This window comes from Leifsonia sp. AG29, assembly GCF_009765225.1.
In the GTDB taxonomy this organism is placed as follows: Bacteria; Actinomycetota; Actinomycetes; order Actinomycetales; family Microbacteriaceae; genus Leifsonia.
Genome location: NZ_VMSF01000001.1, coordinates 1,512,145 through 1,532,443 on the forward strand (window position 1 = coordinate 1,512,145; position 20,299 = coordinate 1,532,443).

The following is a 20,299-nucleotide window of genomic DNA, read 5'->3' on the forward strand; positions in this document are numbered from 1 at the left end:
GGGAAGCCACGCGCGTCACCGGCCCAGCGGGAGCACGGGCGGGCACCCGAACCCCCCGGTGTAGATGAGGCACGGCTCGACGAAGCCGGAGTAGCGGACGGCGAGAGGCGATCCGAACCACGCCTGGTACAGCCTCGAGAAGTTGAGATTGCCGAACGCGGAGCACGGCCCTCCGGGACCCTTCGGCGCGGCGAGGGCCGCGCGGTCGGGCTGGTAGGGCGTGTAGTTGTAGAGGTTCGCCGTCGCCTGGTTCACGATCGTGATCTCGCTCGATCCGCACTTCGCGTCGGGGTGGTACTGGATGGCGTTCCGGCCGATGCGATAGCGCCAGTCGGAGGGATGCACCGTGTACTCCCGGAACTGCCAGGCGGCCCGGTAGACCTGATTGAAGAAGCCGAAGTAGCGCTTGTCGCACTCGGCGGTGTCGGGGCAGGCGTAACCGGTGGCGCGCTGATACCCGGCCGCGCTCGGCGTGGTGAGAAGCGATTGCTCCTTCTGCAGCAGGACGAGCAGCACGCGCGGGCTGATCGTGCACGCCTTCGCGACGCGATCGATGATGCTGCTCGCGGGCTCGTCCCGGCGGGAGGGCAGCGCCGCGCACCGCCCGGCGGACGCGGCCCTCGCCGGCGTGTCCATGCGGAAGTCCGCCAGGCACGGCGAGGCGTCCTTCGGTGCGCAGTCCCGCTTCTCGAGGAAGGCCTGGATCTCTGGCGCCGTCATCGCGTCCGGATTGTAGAAGCTGTCGTCGCTGATGATGTCGCCCGGCTCGAAGGGCGGCGGAGGCTCGGCGATCGCGGAAGCCGGGACGAGCGCGGTCAGCAGAGCCAGGATGAGGCCGGCGAGCCCGGCGAGGACGGCACGCAGCGCAGGGAGGGACGGCCACCGGTGTGCTCGGCGCGTGCGGCGCGCCGGACGTCGGGAGACCACGGCGATCCGTCGGTCAGGAGACCCGGCCGAGGGCCGCTTCGAGCACCGTCGCCGCATCGTCGATCAGCTCCTCGCTGATGACGACCGAGGGGAGGAGGCGCAGCACGCTGTCCCAGCTGCCCGCGTCGAGCGGGATCACACCGTTGCGCGTCGCGTGCGAGAGCACCTCCCGCAGCGCGCCCGGGTTCGGGTTCCGGGTGCCGGGTTCCACGAGCTCGACGCCGAACATGGCGCCCTTGCCGCGCACCTCGCCGACGACGGGGAAGCGGTCGGCCCAGTCGCCGATGCGCGCCTGCAAGACGCGCTCGACGCGCTGTGCCTCCGCCAGGAGACCCTCCCGCTCGAAGACGTCGAAGACCGCGAGGGCGGCGGCCGTCGAGACGGGGTTGCCGCCGAACGTGCCGCCGATGCCTCCCGGCTGGACGGCGTCCATGATCTCGGCTCGGCCCGTGACGGCAGCCAGAGGGAAGCCGCCGGCGATGCCCTTCGCGCTGGTGACGAGATCGGGGACGACACCGTGGTGCTCGATGGAGTACCAGGTGCCCGTGCGCCCGATGCCCGCCTGGATCTCGTCGGCGACGAAGACGATGCCGTGCTCGGCGCAGAACTCCGACAGCCGCCGGAAGTATCCCGGAGCGGGGATGATGACGCCCCCGTCGCCCTGGATGGGCTCGACGAACAGCGCGGCGAGCTCCGTGGCGCCGATGTGGGTCGTGATGTAGTCGATCGTCCGCTCGGCGGCCTCCTCGCCCGTCATCCCGTCGGGGTCGCGGAACGGGTAGCTGGTGGGGAGGCTGTAGATCTCGCCGGGGAACGGCCCCATGCCCGCGCGCTCCGGCCACGGCCGGTACGTCATCGTCATGGTGAGGTTGGTGCGGCCGTGGAACGCGTGATCGAGGGCCGCGATGGCGCGCCGGCCGGTGAATCGACGGGCGATCTTGACGGCGTTCTCGACCGCCTCCGCCCCGGAGTTCACGAGGATGCTGTGCTTCTCGAAGTCGCCCGGGGTGATCTCGGCGAGCTTCTCCGCCACCCGGATGTAGTTCTCGTACGGAGTGACCGTGAAGAGGGTGTGGGTGAGCTTCGCCGCCTGCTCCGCCGCGGCAGCCGCGACCGCGGGGTGCGCGTGTCCGATCGTCGTCACGCCGATGCCGCAGCCGAGATCGATGAGGCGGTTGCCGTCGACATCGACGAGGATCGCCCCCGACCCCGACTCCATGTAGATGTTCGCGAGGGTCCCCGCTCCGCGGCTCACCGAGGCGATACGGCGCTCCTGCAGCGCGAGCGATCGCGGGCCGGGGAGGTCGGTGACGAGGTGACGGGACTGGGGGACCGAGAATTCGCGCGTCATGGTTCCATCGTAGGCGGCGCTCCCAGCGGTCCCTGGCCGACCTGTCAGCTTGACGTCGGGGAGGTAGGGCAGGATGGGGGACCGTGCCCAAGACTTCCTCCGTGCTGACCGCCGCGGCCGCCGCCGTCCTCCTCGCAACCGGCCTGGCCGCCTGCAGCGCCTCGAGCCCGTCCCCCAGTTCGAGCGCGACGCCCGCCGCGAACGCCTGCCAGAACGTCAAATCCGGCAAGACGTCCGACTCCGTCAAGGTCGAGGGCGCCTTCCGCGCGGCGCCGACCGTGACCATCCCGTCGCCGCTCAAGACGAGCGATGTGGAGCGCACCGTGGTCATCAAGGGCGACGGTGCGACGGTTCAGGGCGGGTCGTCGGTCGACATCGCGCTGGCCGCGTACAACGGGACGACCGGCAAGGAGCTGACCCCGGCCTCCGGGTTCGGGGACCAGCCCGCGCAGACGGTGCAGGTCAACGACAAGGCCTTCGTCCCGGGACTCGTCCGCGCCATCGAGTGCGAGCGCCTCGGAACGCGGGTGGTCCTCACCGCTCCGGCGAAGGAGGCGTTCGGCAGCGTCGACATCTCCAAGCTCAACCTGACAGCGAAGGACTCGGTCGTGTTCGTCGCCGACGTCATCTCGCTGACGCCGACGCGCGCCGACGGCAAGTCCGTTACGCCTCCGGCTGGCTTCCCGACGGTCAAGCTCGACGCCAAGACCGGCGAGCCCCGCATCACGATCCCGAAGACCGATCCGCCGACCGAGACGAAGGTCGCCGTGCTCAAGCAGGGCAGCGGCGACACGGTGCAGTCCGGCGACACGGTGACGGTCCAGTACAAGGGCGTCCTGTGGCGGAACGGCAGCATGTTCGACTCCAGCTGGAGCCGCGGCGCCCCCGCCTCCTTCCAGACCACCGGCGTGGTCGCCGGCTTCCAGAAGGCGCTCGAGGGCCAGAAGGTCGGCAGCCAGGTGATCGCCGTCATCCCGCCCGCCGACGGCTACGGCGCTCAGGGATCCGGGGAGATCAAGGGCACCGACACCATGGTGTTCGTCATCGACATCCTCAAGACCGCGCGCTGATCGCGAGCCGGCACCGGCCGGTCGCCGGACGATGAGCCGGTGCTCGTACGATGAGTCCGTGCGCAGAGTCATCATCCTCGGATCGACCGGATCGATCGGGACCCAGGCCCTCGACGTCGTCACGGCGAACCCGGACCTGTTCCGGGTCGTCGGCCTGAGCGCCGGGAGCAACGCAGCGCAGCTCGCCGAGCAGGCGGAGCGCTTCGGCGTCGTCGACACCGCTCTCGGCGCGGCGGACTCCGAGCTGCTCGTCCGCTCGGTCGAGGCCGACGTCGTCCTCAACGGGATCACCGGGTCCGTCGGGCTGGGGCCGACCCTCGCCGCCCTCGAGAGCGGCGCCCGGCTCGCGCTCGCCAACAAGGAGAGCCTCATCGTCGGCGGCGAGCTGGTGAAGCGCGCGGCCGCTCCCGGGCAGATCGTTCCGGTCGACTCGGAGCACTCCGCCATCGCACAGGCCCTCCGCGCCGGCACGCCGCGCGAGGTGCGCCGTCTCGTGCTCACGGCATCGGGTGGCCCCTTCCGCGGCCGGTCGCGCGACTCCCTCCGGAGCGTCACGCCGAAGGAGGCGCTCGCGCACCCGACCTGGGACATGGGGCTCGTCGTCACGACGAACTCGTCGACCCTCGTCAACAAGGGCCTCGAGGTGATCGAGGCGCACCTCCTGTTCGATGTCCCCTACGACCGGATCGAGGTGACCGTCCACCCGCAGTCGGTGGTGCACTCGATGGTCGAGTTCGTCGACGGGTCGACGATCGCGCAGGCGTCGCCGCCCGACATGCGCCTCCCGATCTCCCTCGGCCTCGGCTGGCCCGATCGCGTCGCCGGGGTGGGGGCACCGCTCGACTGGACCGCGGCGCACGCGTGGACCTTCGAGCCGCTCGACGCGGATGCGTTCCCGGCCGTGGCGCTGGCCAAGCGCGTCGGGGAGGCCGGCGCGACCTACCCGGCCGTCTTCAACGCCTCGAACGAGGAGGCGGTCGCCGCCTTCCACGCCGGAGCCCTCGGCTACCTCGACATCGTCGACACCGTCGCGCGCGTCGTCGACGAGCACAGGCCGGACGAGGAGCTCACGCGCGAGTCGCTCGCCGAGGCGGAGCGTTGGGCGCGCTCCGCGGCGCGCCGGCTGATCGCCGACGCATAGCGAGCATCCGGCTCCCTCCAAGCCGTCCCCGCTAGCCTGAGCCCGTGGATTCCGTGCTCCTGTTCATCCTGGGCGTCGTCATCATCCTGATCGGCCTCGCGCTCTCGATCGCCCTGCACGAGCTCGGCCACCTCGTCCCGGCCAAGCTGTTCGGCGTCAAGGTGACGCAGTACATGATCGGCTTCGGCAAGACGCTGTTCTCGTTCCGCCGCGGTGAGACCGAGTACGGCGTGAAGGCGATCCCGCTCGGCGGCTACATCTCGATGATCGGCATGTTCCCTCCCGGCAAGGAGGGAGGCGCCGGCCGCAACGCCACCACCGGCTTCATGCAGCAGATGGTGCAGGACGCCCGCACGCAGAGCTCCGAGACCGTCGCCGTCGGCGAGGAGGACCGCACCTTCTACCGCCTCCCGGTGTGGAAGCGGATCGTCGTGATGTTCGGCGGTCCGTTCATGAACCTCGTCATCGGTGTCGTGCTCTTCGGCGTCCTCCTCATGGGCTTCGGGACCCCGCAGAGCTCGACGACGATCGGGTCCGTGAGCCAGTGCGTGCGTCCCGCCACGAGCGCCTCCCAGACCTGCACCTCGGACATGGCCGCCGGCCCGGCCGCGAAGGCGGGGCTGAAGCCCGGCGACACGATCGTGAGCATCGACGGGCGTGCGATCAGCACCTGGGCGCAGTCGACCACCATCATCCGTGAGTCCGCCGGCCGGACCCTCACGGTCGTCGTCCGCCGCGACGGCACGGAGCGCACCGTGCAGCTGACGCCGGTGACCAACACCGTGCCCAAGACGGATTCCGCGGGCGCGGTCGTCAAAGACTCGGCGGGCAAGACCGAGACGATGACCGTCGGTTTCGTCGGGATCGGGGCCGAGCCGCACCTCGTGCCGCAACCGGCCACCGCGGTCCTCCCCGCCGTCGGAGCCCAGACCGGCGCGGTCGTGAACGTCTTCGTGCACCTGCCGCAGCGCATGGTCGACGTCTGGAACGCCGCGTTCGGCTCCGGCCAGCGCGACCCGAACGGCCCGATCAGCGTCGTCGGGATCGGACGCGCGGCGGGGGAGCTGACGGCTCTGAACGGCGTGCCGGTGGTCGACAAGGTTTACACGATGATCGGGATGCTCGCGTCGCTGAACATCGCCCTGTTCGTGTTCAACCTCGTGCCCCTCCTCCCGCTCGACGGCGGCCATATCGCCGGCGCGCTGTGGGAGGGACTGCGTCGCACCGCCGCCAAGGTCATGCGCCGGCGCGACCCGGGCCCCGTCGACATGGCGAAGCTCATGCCGCTGACCTTCGCGGTCGTCGTCGTGCTCGGGGGCATGAGCCTCCTGCTCATGTACGCCGACATCGTCAAGCCGGTGAACCTCTTCGGCTGACCGGGCGCGCCGCCCCGGCACTCGGCCGATGCCCAGCCGCCTCCCACCCTCCCGCGTAGGATGAACGCGTGGCAGCAATCAACCTGGGGATGCCGAAAGTCCCCGAGACCCTCGCACCCCGTCGCAAGTCCCGTCAGATCCGCGTGGGCAAGGTCCTGGTCGGCGGCGACGCCCCGATCAGCGTCCAGTCGATGACCACGACGCCGACCACGAACATCAACGCGACGCTCCAGCAGATCGCCGAGCTGACCGCCTCCGGCTGCGACATCGTGCGCGTCGCGGTGCCGAGCCGCGATGACGCCGAAGCGCTTCCGATCATCGCGAAGAAGAGTCAGATCCCCGTCATCGCGGACATCCACTTCCAGCCGAACTACGTCTACGCGGCGATCGACGCCGGCTGCGCCGGAGTGCGCGTGAACCCGGGCAACATCCGCAAGTTCGACGACCAGGTCGGCGAGATCGCGCGTCGCGCGCAGGCGGCCGGGGTGTCCCTCCGGATCGGCGTCAACGCCGGGTCGCTCGATCGGCGCCTCCTCGAGAAGTACGGCAAGCCGACGGCCGAAGCGCTCGTCGAGTCGGCCGTGTGGGAGGCCAGCCTGTTCGAGGAGCACGACTTCCACGACTTCAAGATCTCGGTCAAGCACAACGACCCCATCGTGATGGTGAAGGCGTACCGCATGCTCGCCGAGCGCGGCGACTGGCCCCTCCACCTCGGCGTCACCGAGGCCGGCCCGGCGTTCCAGGGCACCATCAAGTCCGCGACCGCCTTCGGCATCCTGCTCGGCGAGGGCATCGGCGACACCATCCGCGTGTCGCTGTCCGCGCCTCCCGCCGAGGAGGTGAAGGTCGGGCTCCAGATCCTGCAGTCGCTGAACCTCCGGGAGCGCAAGCTCGAGATCGTCTCGTGCCCGAGCTGCGGCCGGGCGCAGGTCGACGTCTACTCGCTGGCCGACAGTGTGACGGAGGGGCTCCAGGGAATGAGCGTGCCCCTCCGCGTCGCCGTCATGGGCTGCGTCGTGAACGGTCCGGGCGAGGCCCGCGAGGCCGACCTGGGCGTCGCCAGCGGCAACGGCAAGGGCCAGATCTTCGTCAAGGGCGAGATCATCAAGACCGTGCCCGAGTCGGAGATCGTCGCAACGCTCATCGCCGAGGCGAACCGCATCGCCGCCGAGATGGGCGACGCGCCCTCGGGCGAGCCGACCGTCAGCGTCGGCGCGCACTGAGCGCGGAGGCGCCCCTCCGCTCCCTCTAACATGGAACGGTGCCTACTCGCCTGAGCAACTACTTCCTCCGGACCCTTCGTGAAGACCCCTCCGACGCCGAGGTCACGAGCCACCGCCTTCTCGTCCGCGCCGGCTACATCCGTCGTCAGGCGCCGGGCATCTTCGCCTGGCTGCCGCTCGGTCTCCGGGTGAAGAACCGCATCGAGGGGATCATCCGCGAGGAGATGGAGGCCGCCGGGGCGCACGAGGTGCACTTCCCGGCTCTGCTGCCGCGCGAGCCCTACGAGGCCACCGGCCGCTGGGAGGAGTACGGCGACGGCATCTTCCGGCTGAAGGACCGCAAGGACGCGGACTACCTGCTCGCGCCGACGCACGAGGAGGTCTTCACCCTCCTCGTGAAAGACCTCTACTCGTCCTACAAGGACCTCCCGCTCGCGATCTACCAGATCCAGGACAAGTACCGCGACGAGGCGCGTCCGCGGGCCGGCCTGCTCCGCGGCCGCGAGTTCACCATGAAGGACGCCTACTCGTTCGACTACACCGACGAGGGCCTCGACAGGAGCTACCAGGCGCAGCGTGACGCGTACGAGCGCATCTTCTCGCGCCTCGGGCTCGACTACGTGATCGTCCAAGCCGACGCGGGCGCCATGGGCGGCTCGCGGAGCGAGGAGTTCCTGCACCCGACGCCCGTCGGCGAGGACACGTTCGTCCGCTCCGCGGGCGGGTACGCGGCGAACGTGGAGGCGTTCACCACGGTCGCGCCCCCCTCGCGCTCGTACGAGAAGCTCACCCCCCAGGAAGTGCTGGACACCCCCGGCACGCCCACGATCCAGTCCCTCGTCGAGCTGGCCAACGAGAGGCACCCGCGGCCGGACGGACGCGCCTGGACAGCTGCCGACACCCTGAAGAACGTCGTCCTCGCGCTGACCCACCTCGATGGGACCCGCGACCTCGTGATCGTCGGCCTCCCCGGCGACCGCGATGTGGACCTGAAGCGAGCCGAGGTGGCGTTCGCGCCGGCGGAGGTGGAGGCGGCCACCGATGAGGACTTCGCAGCGCACCCCGGTCTCGTGAAGGGGTACATCGGTCCGTGGGCCGAGGCCGGCGCGGTGCTGGGCGAGAAGTCCTCGACGGGCATCCGGTACGTCGTCGACCCCCGCGTCGCCGACGGTTCGGGCTGGATCACCGGAGCGAACATCGCCGGCAAGCATGTCTTCGGCCTCGTCGCGGGCCGTGACTTCGGCTGGGACGGCGTCGTCGAGGTCGCCGAGGTGAAGGCCGGCGACCCGGCGCCCGACGGCTCCGGCCCCGTCGAGCTCGCGCGCGGGATGGAGATCGGGCACGTCTTCCAGCTGGGGCGCAAGTACGCGGAGGCGCTCGGGCTGAAGGTGCTCGACGAGAACGGCAAGCTCGTGACCGTGACCATGGGCTCCTACGGCATCGGCGTCACGCGCATCATGGCGATCATCGCGGAGGAGAACAACGACGAGAAGGGCCTGATCTGGCCGGAGTCGATCGCGCCGTTCGACGTGCACATCGTCGCCACGGGTCGGGACGACCTCGCGTACCGCGTCGCCGAGGACACCGTCGGCCGGCTCGAGGCCGCCGGCCTGGACGTCCTCTACGACGACCGGCCCAAGGTGTCTCCGGGCGTGAAGTTCGGAGACGCGGAGCTCATCGGCGTCCCGAAGGTCGTGGTTGTCGGGCGCGGCGCGGCCGACGGCGAGGTCGAGCTGTGGGATCGCCGTACCGGGGAGCGCACGACGCTCGCGATCGACGACGCCGTCGCGCGACTGACCGCCGCGCGCTGAGCGGGTGTCGCGCGCCCGGGCCCGGCTCAGGGGGCGTCGGTGTCGCCGGTGATCTCGGAGTGGACCCGGCGGAGGTCCTCCATGAGCGACCCGAGGAGCACCCAGTGCTGCGGGTTCGGCGTCGTGATCACGAGGGGTGCGGTCAGGACGGGCACGCCGGCGGTCAGTGTGTCGGGCTCGCTGTCCGGCGCCTCGGGGTCGCGTGTCAGCAGACGCAGGTCATGCGAGGCCCGGCGCAGCTCCTCGGCGACCGCCGACATGGTCGGCTCGTCGAGGAGGCCGTCGTCCCAGTGGTCGTGGACCGCTCTCGTCATGCCGATCGAGCGGTTGATCAGCGGTTTCAAGCGCTCGAACAGGGCTTCGTCGTGCTCCAGCTCCTCCCGGTGACGTGACTGCCGCGGATTGAGCGTCAGGCTCTCTCGGGCCGCGGTCAGCGCTGTGTCGGCCTTCTTCTCCATCGGCCGGAGGAGGCGCGCCTCGATCAGGAGCGCGTCGCGCTGACCGGACGTCTGCGGCGTCGTGAGCGCGGTGCCGAGCCGGTCGAGCGTGGCGGCGATCTCGTTTCCGAGAGCCAGAACCGCTTCCCGGGCCGGCCCGGTCAGCACGGGAGGGACGACCACGAGGTTGATGATGACGCCGATGGCCGCGCCGATGACGGTCTCGATGATCCGTGCGAAGGCGTACCCGGGATTCGTCGCCCCGATCGAGAGGACGAGCATCGCGCTGATCGGAACCTGGTTGGCGGTGCCCGGTGTGAGTTTGAGGGCCCAGGCGAGCAGGAGCGACGCGACCACGGCGAGGAGCACGATCCAGCTGTTCGTGCCGAATGCGAGCCCGATGAGGTAGGCGACCACCACGCCCACGATGACCCCGATCGACCGCTCGACGGCTCGGCCGATCGACTGGTTGACACTGGGTTGCACCACCAGGAGCGCCGCGATGGTCGCGAACACGGGGAGCTCGCCGGGCAGGAGGAGCCAGGCGACCCCCCACGAGATGATCATGGCCGCGGCGGTCTTGGCGACCTGCAGGAACGGGGTCCGGGTCTGCGCCGTGATGTTGGCCGGCAGCGCGACACCGGACGGGAGGAGCCTGCGGGGGCGTTTCAGAGCCACCCCTCCAGGGTAGTCGGAGGCCGTCCGGGTCGCCTCACGCGAGGTAGCGGCGGTACGCCTCCGCGGCCCGGTCGACCGCGCGTTGCCGGGTGGCGCTGAGCGGGTCGAACGGCGCCGGTTCGACGGACCCGTCGGGGCGGCGCCTCCAGGTGCCGACCACCCGGCCGCCGGCCACGATGATCGGAGCGAAGACCCCGTTCCCGCCGGGCACGATCCGGTCGAAATGCTCCGGATCGAGGACGGGTCCCCGGTCGCGGTACCCCAGGAGGTACTCGTCGAAGCCGGGCAGGAGATGAACGGCCTCGCGCTCCGCCCGGGAGACCGGCGCCCCTGCTGCCCGGTCGGCGAGTTCGGCGGTCACCCAGTAGTCGATCCCGTCGACCGTGAACGATGAGACGGCGTCACCCAGCACCGCCAGGCCGCGCTTGGCACCGGCGACCGTACCCTTCGTCCACCATACGAAGTCGGCGATGGTCGCCGGACCGTGCCCGGCGAGGTAGCGGTAGAGGAACTCCGCCCACGCCTCGTCGGGTTCGAGCGATCGCGGGTCCGTCACCCACTCGTCGAGGAGGACGAGGGACTGCTGCGTGCGGTGCGTCGGGCCCCAGCAGAGCACGCCGATCTGGGCGAGGTAGTAGATCAGGTGGTAGCCGCGCTGTCCGGCGGTACTGACGCCGCCGGCCTCCCAGAGATCCATGAGCGAGGCGCGGTCGATGCTTCGTCCTCCCTCGAGAGCAGCCGTGACGAGGTCGCGAGCGCGGTCGAAGTCGGCCGGACCGAGGTCCAGCGCCCGCTGTCGTGCCGCGAGCCCGGCGACCATGCGCTCGGAGGTCAGCGCCAGCATCCAGCCGAGGTCTCGCGCCGGGACGAAGTGGAGCGTGCCTCGCATCGGCCAGGAGCGGACGATGCGACCCGCATCGAGCTCGGCGAGCACCTCGGCGCGGGAAGGGCGCTCGGTGCGGACGGCGAGGGCGAAGCATGCGGCGCCGAAGTCCTGCGCCTGCACAGCGAGGAGGCGGTCGACGACCGCGGTCGGAGACGTCTCGCGATCGCCGTCGAGCGCGTGGGCGAGGCGACGCATGCGGAGCAGATCAGCTCGTCGGGCGGACACGGCTCCAGCCTGGCAGAGACCGCCGACAGCGCTGCCGTCCCGGATGCGGTGGGCTCAGGGCGACGGGGATGGCCCGATCAGGGCAGGAGGCCGAGCGCCGTCAGCTGCTCGCTGAGGCCCGCGCCGTCCGGGGCGTAGATCCACGGCGTCCCGGAGGCCCCGCTGTGCTTCTCCGCCTTCGACCGGCCGCCGGCCAGCACCGCCTCGCCGCTCGACAGCTGGCGGATGGCGACAGCGGCGGCGCTCTCGGGGTGCGCGGCGGCGAACTCGGCGTAGAGCGCCTCGTCGTGCTGACCGTCGTCGCCGATGAGCAGCCACTTGAGGCCCGGGAACTCCTCGGCGAGCCGGGCGAGGCTCGTGCGCTTGTGCTCGCGCCCGCTGCGGAACCAGCGATCGTGCGTGGGACCCCAGTCGGTGAGGAGGAGCGGGCCCGGCGGCAGGAGGTTCCGCGACAGGAAGCGCGAGAGCGTGGGCGCCACGTTCCACGCCCCGGTCGACAGGTAGATCACCGGCGCGCCGGGGTGCGCGGTCGCCAGTCGTTCGAGGAGGACGGCCATGCCGGGCGTGGGGACGCGGGCGTGCTCGTCGAGGACGAAGGTGTTCCAGGCGGCGAGGAGCGGGCGGGGGAGCGCCGTCACCATGACGGTGTCATCGATGTCGGAGATGACTCCGAAGGTGGCGGCCGGGTCGACCACGAACACGGGAGCCTCGAAGACCCGCGACGACTCTGCGGTCGAGAGCCGCACGGTGTGCCAGCCGGCAGTCAGCTGCACGGGGACGACGGTGTCGATCACGCCGCCGCGGTCGGGGTGGACCACGTGCCGGTCGCCCTCGATCTCGACGGTCACCGGGGTGTCGGAGACGGGGACGCTGACGAAGGAGCGCCACCCGCGGATCGACTCCTCCCGGCGCTTGTGCTTGCGCTCGGCGCGGCTGCCCGGGCGGGGCTCCTTCGCGAGCACGACGCGCCCCAGGATCCGCACCCAGGTCGGCGCCCCGTAGCCGGTGTACGGCACCACCGTGGCGAGGAACCCGCGACGGCGCGCCCGGCGTGCGCGGAACTCGTGGAAGGCGTCCTCGATCCGGGCCGCGCGGTGCATGAGCGGGCCGTGCGCAAGGGCTTCTGCTTCGGGGGGCATATGCGCCCTAGTGTCTCATGGAGAGTCGACGCGCTTCGCCAGCCCCCGATCTGGGGGCCATTCTGCGGCGCGTCACAGCCGATTCCCGCCCAGAAGTGAGCTTTCCCCGAATATGATCGGGGGAGCGTCGGCATGCCGGCCAGGGCTGGGGACCCGAACCACCGCAATCATCGACTGAGAGAAGGAGTCGCCCTCGTGCCCATCAACGACCTGGTCGCCGGTCAGAACGCCGTCGGAGCGCCCCTGGTCCGCACCGAGCCCATCCAGGAGCGCAGCGCCGCGCGCATCGACGCCCTCCTCGACGCCGCAGCAGAGGTCGTCGACGAGATCGGGTTCGACCGTCTCACCACCGCGATGGTCGCCGAGCGCGCGGGCGCCTCCATCGGCACGGTGTACCGGTACTTCCCCGACCGGATCGTTCTGCTTCAAGCCCTGCGCGACCGCGCCGTGCTCCGCTACCGCCGACGCGTCGTCCTCGCGATCGACGCGCAGCAGCCCGAGCACTGGTGGAACGCCGTCGAGTGCGCGATCGACGCCTTCGTGGACATGTTCCGCACCGAGCCCGGCTTCCGCATCATCCGCTTCACCGACGCCGAGCGCTCGGGGGTGCCCGAGGAGGAGGTGGCGCGCGACGTCTCGTTCGCGACGCGGTTCGCCACCATCCTCGCCGAGGAGTACGACCTGCCCGCCGGCGACGAGCTCGCCTTCCGGCTCGAGATCGTCGTGGAGATGATGGACGCGCTGGTCAACCGCGCGTTCGTCGACGACCCGCGCGGCGACGAACGCTACATCGAGGAGGCGCGCACCGTGGCGCGCGAGTACCTCGAGCGCCGCTACGGCGACGAGTCGTAGGCTCCGGGCGGTCCGAGGCCGGGAATGTCGGTGGGGCCTGGCAGGTTGGCATCCGACAGCGGCTGTGCACCGAATACGACGTGCAGACCGATTCCCGACGGAAGGGGGGCCCGCGTGCGACGGACCCTGGATGCCACATTTCGACGCAATTCGTTGCCAAAATCACCGAACGCTGTTTGGGTGGAGAGGATGGCAACTCCAGCCCCCACCCGAGATCGGTCGCGATCGTGATCGAATTCCGGTCGGTGACCAAGCGGTTCCCCGACGGGACGCTGGCGGTCGACGACTTCTCGCTCGTCATCCCGTCCCGTGAGATCACCGTCCTCGTCGGCTCCTCCGGCTCCGGGAAGACGACGATCCTCCGGATGATCAACCGGATGGTCGACCCGTCGAGCGGAACGATCGAGATCGACGGCGAAGACGTCCAGCAGCTCAAGCCGGTGGCGCTCCGGCGGAGCATCGGCTACGTCATGCAGAACTCCGGCCTGCTCCCGCACCGCAAGGTGGTCGACAACATCGCGACGGTCCCGCTCCTGAAGGGCGTGAAGCGCAAGGAGGCGCGGTCGCGCGCCCTCGAGCTGATGGACACCGTGGGGCTCGAGCGCTCGCTCGCCGACCGCTACCCGAGCCAGCTGTCGGGCGGCCAGCAGCAGCGCGTCGGCGTGGCGCGCGGTCTCGCCGTCGACCCGAACATCCTCCTGATGGACGAGCCCTTCGGCGCCGTCGACCCGATCGTCCGCGACGAGCTCCAGAACGAGCTGCTCCGCCTGCAGCGCGAGCTCGGCAAGACGGTCGTCTTCGTCACCCACGACATCGACGAGGCGTTCAAGCTGGGCGACCAGGTGGTCATCTTCCGGAAGGGCGGCGTCGTCGCGCAGAAGGGCACGCCCTCCGAGATCCTCGCCGCCCCGGTCGACGATTTCGTCGCCTCCTTCATCGGCGCCGAGCGGGGGAGGCGGTCGCTGCACCTCGAGCAGACACCGACCGGCTCCGTGCTGGTGGACGCCGACGGGCGTCCCGCGGGCGTGCTCGACCGGGCACACCCCCACTCCGAGGCAAAGGCCGCGACCGTTCCGGTCGCGGGTGCTCCGGCGCAGGGTGAGGACCTCTCGTGAGCTTCCTGTGGTCGAATCTCGGCCAGGTCTGGAGTCTCACACTCGCACACGTGTGGCTGAGCGCCATCCCGATCGTCGTCGGCTTCATCCTCTCCCTCCCGATCGGCTGGGTCGCCAACCGCTACCAGGTGAGCCGGCCGGTGCTGCTGACCATCGGCGGCATCCTGTACGCCATCCCGTCGCTTCCGTTGTTCTTCGCGATGCCTGCGCTGATCGGAACGAAGATCCTCGACCCGGCCAACGTCGTGGTCGCGCTCAGCATCTACGCGCTCGCGCTCATGGTGCGGACCGCATCCGATGCCCTCGCGTCGGTCCCGGGCGACGTGATCGATTCGGCGACGGCGATCGGGTTCTCCGCCTGGAAGCGGTTCTGGACCGTCGAACTGCCCCTGGCGGGTCCGGTCCTGCTCGCCGGGCTCCGTGTGGTGTCGGTGAGCACGGTGAGCCTCGTCAGCGTCGGAGCTCTGCTCGGCGTGCTCAATCTGGGCTATCTGTTCACCGACGGCCTCAACCGGGCGTACACCGAAGAGGTCGCCGTCGGGATCGTCATGATCATGATCGTGGCTCTCGTCTTCGACCTGGTGCTCGTCGTACTCGGACGCCTCGTGCTGCCGTGGACGCACCGGGACCGCCGGGCCCGGCGTCTCGGCAGCGCGGCCGCGATGAAGGCGGTGACCGGCGCATGACCGACTTCGTCGCCGCCTTCGGCTGGCTCACCGACCCGGCTCACTGGATGGGCCCGGGCGGCATCCCCGTGCGGACGCTCGAGCACATCTGGTACTCGTTCCTGACGCTGATACTCGCCGCGGCGATCGCCCTGCCGATCGGTTTCGCGGTGGGTCACACCGGTCGGTTCCGGGGCCTGTCCGTCGGCGTGTCAGGTGCGCTGCGCGCTCTCCCCACGCTGGGTCTGGTCATCTACCTGGCCCTCCTGACCACGAACCTCACCATCGTCCCTCCGCTGATCGCCCTCACCATCCTCGCGATCCCACCGGTGCTCGCGGGCGCCTATTCCGGGCTGCAGTCGGTCGACCGGCAGACGATCGACGCCGCCCGAGGGATCGGGATGACGGCCTGGCAGGTGTTCACCAAGGTCGAGCTGCCGCTCTCGCTGCCGCTCGTGATCGGCGGTGTGCGGTCGGGCGGCCTCCAGGTGATCGCGACCTGGACCGTCGCTGCCATCCTGCCCGTGGGCGGCCTCGGGCGCTTCCTCATCGACGGCCTCGCCGTGCAGGACTATCCCCAGATGCTGGGCGGATCCATCATCGTCGTCCTGCTCGCCCTGGTCACCGACGGCGTGTTCGCGATCGTCCAGAAGATCGTGGTGCCGAGAGGCGTCGCGGCCGGGGCGGTCCGCACCTCCCACACCAAGGACCAGAGCCGCGCGTTCGGGATCACCCTCCCCGGGCGCCAGGCCGACCTCTAGACCCGCACCACGATCCGTTCCACGCACCACTGCACACAGAGAAGAAAGAAGACACCATGTTCCGATCCACGAAGGCCCGCGTAGCGGCCGGCGTGCTCGCGGCCGGAGCCCTGCTCGCGCTCAGCGCGTGCTCGTCCGGTGGCGGCGCGTTCAGCACGGACTCCAGCTCCTCCTCGGCCGGCTCGGGCTCCGGGGGCTCCATCACGGTGGGTTCCGCCGCCTTCGGCGAGTCCGAGATCCTCATGCAGATCTACGGCCAGGCCCTCGCAGCCAACGGCGTCAAGGTCTCGTACAAGCCGAGCATCGGCCAGCGCGACGTCTACCTCAAGGCGCTCCAGGACGGCTCCATCGACCTCATCCCCGAGTACAGCGGCAACCTGCTGCAGTTCTACGACAAGAACAGCACCGCCAGCTCCAGCAAGGACGTCTACGCGGCACTGAACGACGCCCTGCCGAAGGGCTACGAGGTGCTCGACCAGTCGGAGGCGCAGGACGCCGACTCGTACAACGTCACCAAGGAGTTCTCGCAGAAGTACAACGTGAAGAGCCTCGACGACCTGAAGAAGGTGACGGAGCCGCTCACCGTGGGCGCGAACCCCGAGTTCGAGACACGTCCCTACGGGATCCCGGGACTCAAGTCCTCCTACGGCGTGACCGCGACCCTGAAGCCGATCAACGACTCGGGTGGCCCGCTGACGGTCGCCGCGCTCAAGAACGGCGACGTGCAGCTGGCCGACATCTACACGACGACGCCCGCGATCAAGGACAACGGCTTCGTGACCCTGAAGGACCCCAGGAGCCTGATCGCGGCGCAGAACATCCTGCCGCTGATCAACAGCTCGAAGGCCTCCGACAAGGTCAAGTCGGTCCTCAACGCCGTCTCCAAGGAGCTCACCACCGACGACCTCATCCAGCTCAACGGTGAGAACCAGGGCGCGAGCAAGACCCAGCCCGATGTTCTCGCGAAGGAGTGGCTGAAGCAGCACCCGATCAAGGGCTGACTCCACCCCTCCACGACGCGGCGGCTCGGGCGACCGGGCCGCCGCTTTCGTCGTCTCAAGCGGTCTTCTGCATTCGTGCCGAATGTCGCTTTCTGAGCCGCCGTCGCCTACATTCGTGACGAATCTCGCCCCTCCGGCGGGGCGGATGCGGACGGCGCCGCGGCCAGCAACGACCAGAAGCTCTCCACGGCGCTGACCATGTCCGCTGTGTCGTCGAGCATCCATTGCACCTGCATGCCGTCCGCGACCGCGACGCTCAGGCGGGCGAGCTGCCGCGCGTCGACGTCACTGCGGACGCGGCCGGCGTCCTGCTCCGAGCGGATGTACGCCTCCAGGGCGCCCACGATGGAGGCGTATCTCTCCACGAAGTAGTCGTGGCCCGGGTGGTCCGGGTCCGCCGCCTCGGCCGAGATGGTGGCGTACAGCTGGACGAGGCCCGGGACCTCCGCGTTGTGCCGGATCACCCGGGTGAGGCCGGCGAAAGCGTCCTGCCGGGCGGCGTCGAGCCCCTCGCCCCGGGTGTCGACCTCGTCGCGCTTCCGGAGGACCTCGGCGAACAGCTCCTCCTTCGAGGAGAAGTGATGCAGCAGACCCGCCTGGCTCAACCCGACGGACTCGGCGATCTCCCGCAGGGAGGCCTTCCGGTAGCCCTTCTCGGCGAACACCTCGAGGGCCCGGGTGAGGATCTCCTCCCGCTTGGCGATCCCCTTCGCGTATGACCCCTTCTTCGGCATACCGGAATGCTACCGGCGCGCCGAGTGCTGTCCCGCGGCGCACGCCGGTGGGCGCGCCGGTAGGCCGCGGACCGGCCCGCGATCAGCTCGTGAGCACCAGGACCGGAGGAACCAGGACCAGCAGGACGGTGCAAGCGATCACCGTGGCGCGCAGCACCGGACCGACGACACGTCCGCCGTGCTCGAGCCGCGACTCCCTCGCCACCAGAGCGCTTCGCCGCTGCTCCGGGGTACGGCGGTCCTTGGGCGCCCCCAGCGCCGCGCCGGCCTGACCCGTGTCGTCGACGAGCCGGATGGCCTGGGCGAGCACGGCATCGCCGGCGTCACGGCGCGCGGTGTCGTCGGCCAGCATCTCGAGGAGGAGCGCCACGGCATCCTGCGCCCGGGTCGCGATCGGGAACCAGGGGAGCGCCCGCTTCCACGACCGGAACGCGTCGAGCAGCAGGTGGTGCTTCTGGCGGAGGTGGGCGCGCTCGTGCGCGACGACGGCGTCGAGCTGGGGCGGGCTGAGGAGGTCGATCATCCCCTCGGAGAGGACGGTCACGCTCCGTGCCCCCGGGAGGCAGTAGGCGGCCGGCGCGGGGTGATCGATGACCCTCGTGCTCGGTGCGTCGGGCATGGGGGACGAGAGCAGCCGGAGCAGCTCCATGTGCCGGTGACGCTGGTTGCGGCTGCGAACGGAGGTGAGGGCCAGGTTGAGCAGGAGGTGCGCCGTGAGCAGCACGGCGGCACTCAGCAGGAACGCGTTGAACAGCGTCGCGTGCGGGGGGAGCGGGCCCGTGAACAGAGCCCCCGCAGCACCCTGGATCCGGCTCACGAGGTCGTCGCCGAACGGCTGCAGCCCGGCCAGAAGGAGCGAGCCGATCATCGAGATCCCGCCGGCGAGCGCGATCGACTGCCAGAGGGCGACGGCGAGGACGGGAGCGGCGGTCGGCCACGTCGCTCGCGCGAGGAGGAGGGGGATCGGCCAGGCGAGGGCGACGGCGAGCGCGCCGAGCACCAGCGCCGTCGTGTCGACGGCCACGTGTCAGCTGGCGCGCGCGTCGAGCAGCCGGCGGAGGACCTGCGCCTCCGAGTCGTCGACCGTGCCGACGAAGTAGGCGAGCGCGGCACTCCGGTCGGAGGACGACTCGAGGACCTCCCGCATGAGGTCGGCGACATGGCCGGCCCGGCTGAGCGCGGACGTGTAGAGGTGCGGACGCGCGTCACGATCGCGCCGGACGAAACCCTTGGACTCCAGGCGCGAGAGGACGGTGAGGACGGTGGTCAGCGCCGGCGGCTTGTGGTCGCCCCGGGTAGCGGCGAGCTTGTCGCGGAGGTCGTTGGCGCTGATGGGCGCGCCGTCGTCCCACAGGGCGTCCATGACCGCGCGTTCCAGTTCTCCGAGATTTGCCACGACACAAGGATACCCGGCGACGCCGCGAATGTTCTACACTGCGTAGAAGTAAGTTCTACGACATGTAGAAGTCGACCGGAAAGGTGACGTCGTGCACGATCTCCTCGATCCGCTGCTGCTCTCCCGCTGGCAGTTCGGACTGACCACGATCTACCATTTCCTGTTCGTCCCCCTCACCATCGGCCTCGTGACCGTCACGGCGATCTTCCAGACGGCCTGGTACCGCACAGGGAAGCCGCACTACCTCCAGCTCACGCACTTCTTCGGGAAGATCTTCCTCATCAACTTCGCGATGGGCGTCGTCACGGGCATCGTGCAGGAGTTCCAGTTCGGGATGAACTGGTCCAACTACTCCCGCTTCGTGGGGGACATCTTCGGCGCGCCGCTCGCCCTGGAGGGCCTCCTGGCGTTCTTCCTGGAGGCGACCTTCATCGGTCTCTGGATCTTCGGCTGGGACAAGCTGCCGCGCGGCCTCCACCTGGCCACGATCTGGGTCACCGCGATCGGCTCGATCCTGTCGGCGTACTTCATCCTCGCGGCGAACGCGTTCATGCAGAACCCCGTCGGGTACACGATCGATCATGCGCGCGGCCGGGCGGAGCTCACGGACCTCTGGGCGGTGCTCACCAACAAGGTGGCCCTCGCAGCGTTCCCGCACACGATCTTCGGGTGCTTCATGGTGTCCGCGGGCCTCATCATCTCGGTCGCGGCCTGGCATCTGTCGCGCGGACACCACCTCGATTCCATGCGCCCCGCTCTGAAGTTCGGCCTGTGGCTGATGGTCGGCGCGGCGGTGGGGACGGTCATCAGCGGAGACCAGCTCGGGCTCGCCATGGTCGAGACCCAGCCGATGAAGATGGCTGCGGCGGAGGCGCTGTACAAGACGTCGACCGGCGCGGACGCGTCCTTCTCGATCTTCACGCTCGGAACGCCCGACGGTGTCCACGAACTGTTCTCGATCCGGGTCCCGTACCTCCTCTCGTTCCTGTCGACCCACACCCTGAACGGGACGGTCGAAGGGATCAACGACTTGAACGCGCAGTACCAGCAGCTCTACGGCCCCGGCGACTACACCCCGGTCATCTGGGTGACCTACTGGGCGTTCCGCTGGATGATCGGGCTCGGCATGCTGCACGCCTTCATCGCTGTCGTCGGCCTGTGGCTGACGAGGAAGGGCCGGATGCCGCAGCACCGCTGGCAGTGGCGGATCGCCATCTGGGGCATGCCGCTGTCGCTGCTCGCGATGATCGTGGGCTGGGTCTTCACGGAGATGGGCCGGCAGCCGTGGATCGTCTTCAGCCTCATGAAGACGAAGGACGGCGTCTCTCCCGGGACGACGGGACTCGAGGTGCTCATCTCGCTTCTCGCCTTCACGGCGGTGTACGGCGTGCTCGCCGTCGTCGAGTTCCTGGTCATCAAGCGCGCGGCGCAGAAGGGCCCCGATCCCGTCGAGAAGCATCTCGACGACGAGGGCAAGCACGTCCCGGTCGCGACGGTCTACTAGGAAAGAG

The 20,299-nt window shown here is 69.9% G+C and carries 19 protein-coding genes; 11 read left to right on the plus strand and 8 right to left on the minus strand.

What is annotated here, in order from left to right; genetic code table 11:
• Window positions 1-15: 15 nt before the first annotated feature.
• Window positions 16-927, minus strand: a complete 912-nt coding sequence (locus tag FPT20_RS07340) for a hypothetical protein (RefSeq protein WP_233265429.1) — start codon at window positions 925-927, stop codon at window positions 16-18.
• A 13-nt stretch (window positions 928-940) separates the two neighbouring features.
• Window positions 941-2,278, minus strand: a complete 1,338-nt coding sequence (locus FPT20_RS07345; RefSeq protein WP_158863993.1) for an aminotransferase class III-fold pyridoxal phosphate-dependent enzyme — start codon at window positions 2,276-2,278, stop codon at window positions 941-943.
• A gap of 83 nt (window positions 2,279-2,361) precedes the next feature.
• Between FPT20_RS07345 and FPT20_RS07350 the strand changes: the two genes are divergently transcribed.
• From FPT20_RS07350 to FPT20_RS07370, 5 genes are all read left to right on the plus strand, one after another.
• Window positions 2,362-3,348 (plus strand): FKBP-type peptidyl-prolyl cis-trans isomerase, encoded by a 987-nt coding sequence (locus FPT20_RS07350; RefSeq protein WP_158863995.1) that lies wholly within the window; start codon window positions 2,362-2,364, stop codon window positions 3,346-3,348.
• A gap of 58 nt (window positions 3,349-3,406) precedes the next feature.
• On the plus strand, window positions 3,407-4,489 hold the full coding sequence (locus FPT20_RS07355) for a 1-deoxy-D-xylulose-5-phosphate reductoisomerase (protein WP_199245705.1): 1,083 nt from the start codon (window positions 3,407-3,409) through the stop codon (window positions 4,487-4,489).
• Window positions 4,490-4,533: 44 nt separating this feature from the next.
• Window positions 4,534-5,865, plus strand: coding sequence for a M50 family metallopeptidase (locus FPT20_RS07360; RefSeq protein WP_199245706.1), 1,332 nt, complete (start codon window positions 4,534-4,536; stop codon window positions 5,863-5,865).
• Between the two features lie 89 nt (window positions 5,866-5,954).
• The gene (gene ispG, locus FPT20_RS07365) at window positions 5,955-7,088 is read left to right on the plus strand and encodes a flavodoxin-dependent (E)-4-hydroxy-3-methylbut-2-enyl-diphosphate synthase (RefSeq protein WP_158867917.1); all 1,134 of its coding nucleotides are present in this window, start codon (window positions 5,955-5,957) and stop codon (window positions 7,086-7,088) included.
• Between the two features lie 38 nt (window positions 7,089-7,126).
• Window positions 7,127-8,899, plus strand: a complete 1,773-nt coding sequence (locus FPT20_RS07370) for a proline--tRNA ligase (protein ID WP_199245709.1) — start codon at window positions 7,127-7,129, stop codon at window positions 8,897-8,899.
• Window positions 8,900-8,925: 26 nt separating this feature from the next.
• Here the strand turns inward: FPT20_RS07370 and FPT20_RS07375 are convergent, their stop codons facing one another.
• The 3 genes from FPT20_RS07375 to FPT20_RS07385 all read right to left on the minus strand — a co-directional run bounded on the left by FPT20_RS07375 (window position 8,926) and on the right by FPT20_RS07385 (window position 12,264).
• Entirely contained in the window at window positions 8,926-10,014 is a 1,089-nt protein-coding gene (locus FPT20_RS07375) for an FUSC family protein (protein WP_233265430.1), read from the minus strand.
• A gap of 34 nt (window positions 10,015-10,048) precedes the next feature.
• On the minus strand, window positions 10,049-11,125 hold the full coding sequence (locus tag FPT20_RS07380) for a winged helix DNA-binding domain-containing protein (protein ID WP_158863999.1): 1,077 nt from the start codon (window positions 11,123-11,125) through the stop codon (window positions 10,049-10,051).
• Between the two features lie 77 nt (window positions 11,126-11,202).
• Complete coding sequence (locus FPT20_RS07385; protein WP_158864000.1) at window positions 11,203-12,264, minus strand: App1 family protein; 1,062 nt, start codon at window positions 12,262-12,264, stop codon at window positions 11,203-11,205.
• 195 nt (window positions 12,265-12,459) lie between these two features.
• Between FPT20_RS07385 and FPT20_RS07390 the strand changes: the two genes are divergently transcribed.
• The 5 genes from FPT20_RS07390 to FPT20_RS07410 all read left to right on the plus strand — a co-directional run bounded on the left by FPT20_RS07390 (window position 12,460) and on the right by FPT20_RS07410 (window position 16,658).
• On the plus strand, window positions 12,460-13,116 hold the full coding sequence (locus tag FPT20_RS07390; protein WP_158864002.1) for a TetR/AcrR family transcriptional regulator: 657 nt from the start codon (window positions 12,460-12,462) through the stop codon (window positions 13,114-13,116).
• A 227-nt stretch (window positions 13,117-13,343) separates the two neighbouring features.
• The gene (locus FPT20_RS07395; RefSeq protein ID WP_158864004.1) at window positions 13,344-14,231 is read left to right on the plus strand and encodes an ABC transporter ATP-binding protein; all 888 of its coding nucleotides are present in this window, start codon (window positions 13,344-13,346) and stop codon (window positions 14,229-14,231) included.
• Window positions 14,228-14,917, plus strand: coding sequence for an ABC transporter permease (locus FPT20_RS07400; protein WP_158864006.1), 690 nt, complete (start codon window positions 14,228-14,230; stop codon window positions 14,915-14,917). Before FPT20_RS07395 ends, FPT20_RS07400 begins: the two co-directional genes overlap by 4 nt.
• Window positions 14,914-15,657, plus strand: coding sequence for an ABC transporter permease (locus FPT20_RS07405; RefSeq protein WP_158864008.1), 744 nt, complete (start codon window positions 14,914-14,916; stop codon window positions 15,655-15,657). The genes FPT20_RS07400 and FPT20_RS07405 overlap by 4 nt, the downstream gene beginning before the upstream one ends.
• A gap of 56 nt (window positions 15,658-15,713) precedes the next feature.
• On the plus strand, window positions 15,714-16,658 hold the full coding sequence (locus FPT20_RS07410; RefSeq protein ID WP_158864010.1) for an ABC transporter substrate-binding protein: 945 nt from the start codon (window positions 15,714-15,716) through the stop codon (window positions 16,656-16,658).
• A 107-nt stretch (window positions 16,659-16,765) separates the two neighbouring features.
• Here the strand turns inward: FPT20_RS07410 and FPT20_RS07415 are convergent, their stop codons facing one another.
• From FPT20_RS07415 to FPT20_RS07425, 3 genes are all read right to left on the minus strand, one after another.
• Complete coding sequence (locus tag FPT20_RS07415; protein ID WP_158864012.1) at window positions 16,766-17,392, minus strand: TetR/AcrR family transcriptional regulator; 627 nt, start codon at window positions 17,390-17,392, stop codon at window positions 16,766-16,768.
• Window positions 17,393-17,474: 82 nt separating this feature from the next.
• Window positions 17,475-18,416, minus strand: coding sequence for a M56 family metallopeptidase (locus tag FPT20_RS07420; RefSeq protein WP_158864014.1), 942 nt, complete (start codon window positions 18,414-18,416; stop codon window positions 17,475-17,477).
• 3 nt (window positions 18,417-18,419) lie between these two features.
• Window positions 18,420-18,788: a BlaI/MecI/CopY family transcriptional regulator gene (locus FPT20_RS07425; protein ID WP_158864016.1), complete on the minus strand. Its 369-nt coding sequence runs from the start codon at window positions 18,786-18,788 to the stop codon at window positions 18,420-18,422.
• Window positions 18,789-18,879: 91 nt separating this feature from the next.
• Here FPT20_RS07425 and FPT20_RS07430 point away from each other — a divergent pair, with 91 nt between their 5' ends.
• Window positions 18,880-20,292, plus strand: coding sequence for a cytochrome ubiquinol oxidase subunit I (locus tag FPT20_RS07430; RefSeq protein ID WP_158864018.1), 1,413 nt, complete (start codon window positions 18,880-18,882; stop codon window positions 20,290-20,292).
• Window positions 20,293-20,299: the final 7 nt, after the last annotated feature.